The organism is Ruegeria sp. CL7, assembly GCF_056536445.1.
The window spans coordinates 1-1775 of the sequence record NZ_JBQFPQ010000023.1 but is presented as its reverse complement, the minus strand read 5'-3'; the positions used below and the strand labels follow the sequence as shown (position 1 = coordinate 1775).

General features: G+C 63.5%; 1 protein-coding gene. It reads left to right on the top strand.

All coding sequences use genetic code 11. The annotated features are described in order from the left end of the window. Positions 1–7: 7 nt before the first annotated feature. Positions 8–1775 (top strand): sulfoacetaldehyde acetyltransferase (gene xsc / locus ACR0LI_RS20775; protein ID WP_480719186.1); only part of this gene is annotated, 1768 nt, incomplete at its 3' end.

Below are 1775 nucleotides of genomic sequence, written 5' to 3'. Positions count from 1 at the left end.
CACCCTTATGAAAATGACGACGGAAGAGGCCTTTGTTAAGGTTTTGCAGATGCACGGGATTGAGCATGCGTTCGGGATCATTGGATCTGCGATGATGCCGATCTCGGACTTGTTCCCGAAGGCCGGGATCATGTTCTGGGACTGTGCGCATGAAGGCAGCGCGGGGATGATGGCGGATGGCTACACCCGTGCGACCGGCAAGATGTCGATGATGATCGCGCAGAACGGCCCCGGCATCACCAATTTCGTGACCGCCGTGAAAACCGCCTACTGGAACCACACGCCGCTGCTGCTGGTCACTCCGCAGGCGGCGAACAAGACCATCGGTCAGGGCGGTTTCCAGGAAGTTGAGCAGATGAAGCTGTTCGAGGACATGGTCGCCTATCAGGAAGAGGTCCGCGACCCGACCCGCGTCACCGAGGTTCTGAACCGCGTGATCATGAAAGCCAAGCGCGCCAGCGCCCCGGCCCAGATCAACATCCCGCGTGACATGTGGACCCAGGTGGTCGATATCGACCTGCCCGCCATCGTCGAGTTCGAGCGCCCTGCGGGCGGCGAAACCGCCGTGGCGCAGGCGGCCGAGCTGCTGTCGAACGCCAAGAACCCGGTGATCCTGAACGGTGCGGGCGTGGTGCTGTCCAAGGGCGGGATCGAGGCCTCGAAGGCGCTGGCCGAGCGTCTGGATGCGCCGGTCTGCGTGGGCTATCAGCACAACGACGCCTTCCCCGGCAGCCACCCTCTGTTTGCCGGTCCGCTGGGCTACAACGGCTCGAAAGCCGGGATGGAGCTGATCAGCGAGGCGGATGTTGTCCTGTGCCTCGGCACCCGTCTGAACCCGTTCTCGACCCTGCCGGGCTATGGCATCAACTACTGGCCCACGGATGCGAAGATCATCCAGGTCGACATCAACCCTGACCGTATCGGCCTGACCAAAGCGGTCAGCGTCGGCATCATCGGCGACGCCGCCAAGGTGGCAAAGGGCATTCTGGCCCAGCTGAGCGACACCGCCGGTGACGAAGGCCGCAAAGAGCGCAAAGAGCGCATCGCGCAGAAGAAATCGGCCTGGGCGCAGGAACTGACCTCGATGACCCACGAGGATGACGATCCGGGCACCACCTGGAACCAGCGTGCTCGCTCGGCCAAGCCCGACTGGATGAGCCCCCGCATGGCGTGGCGCGCCATTCAGGCGGCCCTGCCGAAAGAGGCGATCATCAGCTCGGATATCGGCAACAACTGCGCCATCGGCAACGCCTATCCATCGTTTGAAGAGGGCCGCAAATACCTGGCGCCGGGCCTGTTCGGCCCCTGCGGCTATGGCCTGCCGGCCATCGTTGGTGCCAAGATCGGCTGCCCGGATGTGCCGGTCGTGGGCTTTGCCGGTGACGGTGCCTTTGGCATCGCGGTGAACGAACTGACCGCGATCGGCCGCGAGGAATGGCCCGCCGTGACCCAGATCGTGTTCCGCAACTACCAGTGGGGCGCGGAAAAGCGCAACTCGACCCTGTGGTTCGACGACAACTTCGTCGGCACCGAGCTGGACACCAAAGTGTCTTACGCCGGTATCGCGCAGGCCTGTGGCCTGAAGGGTGTCGTGGCCCGCACCCAGGACGAGCTGACTGCAGCGCTGAATCAGGCGATCGAGGATCAGAAGAACGGCATCACCACGCTGATCGAGGCCCTGATCAACCAGGAGCTCGGCGAGCCTTTCCGCCGCGACGCGATGAAAAAACCCGTCGCCGTCGCCGGAATCTCCGCCGACGACATGAAAGCTCAGG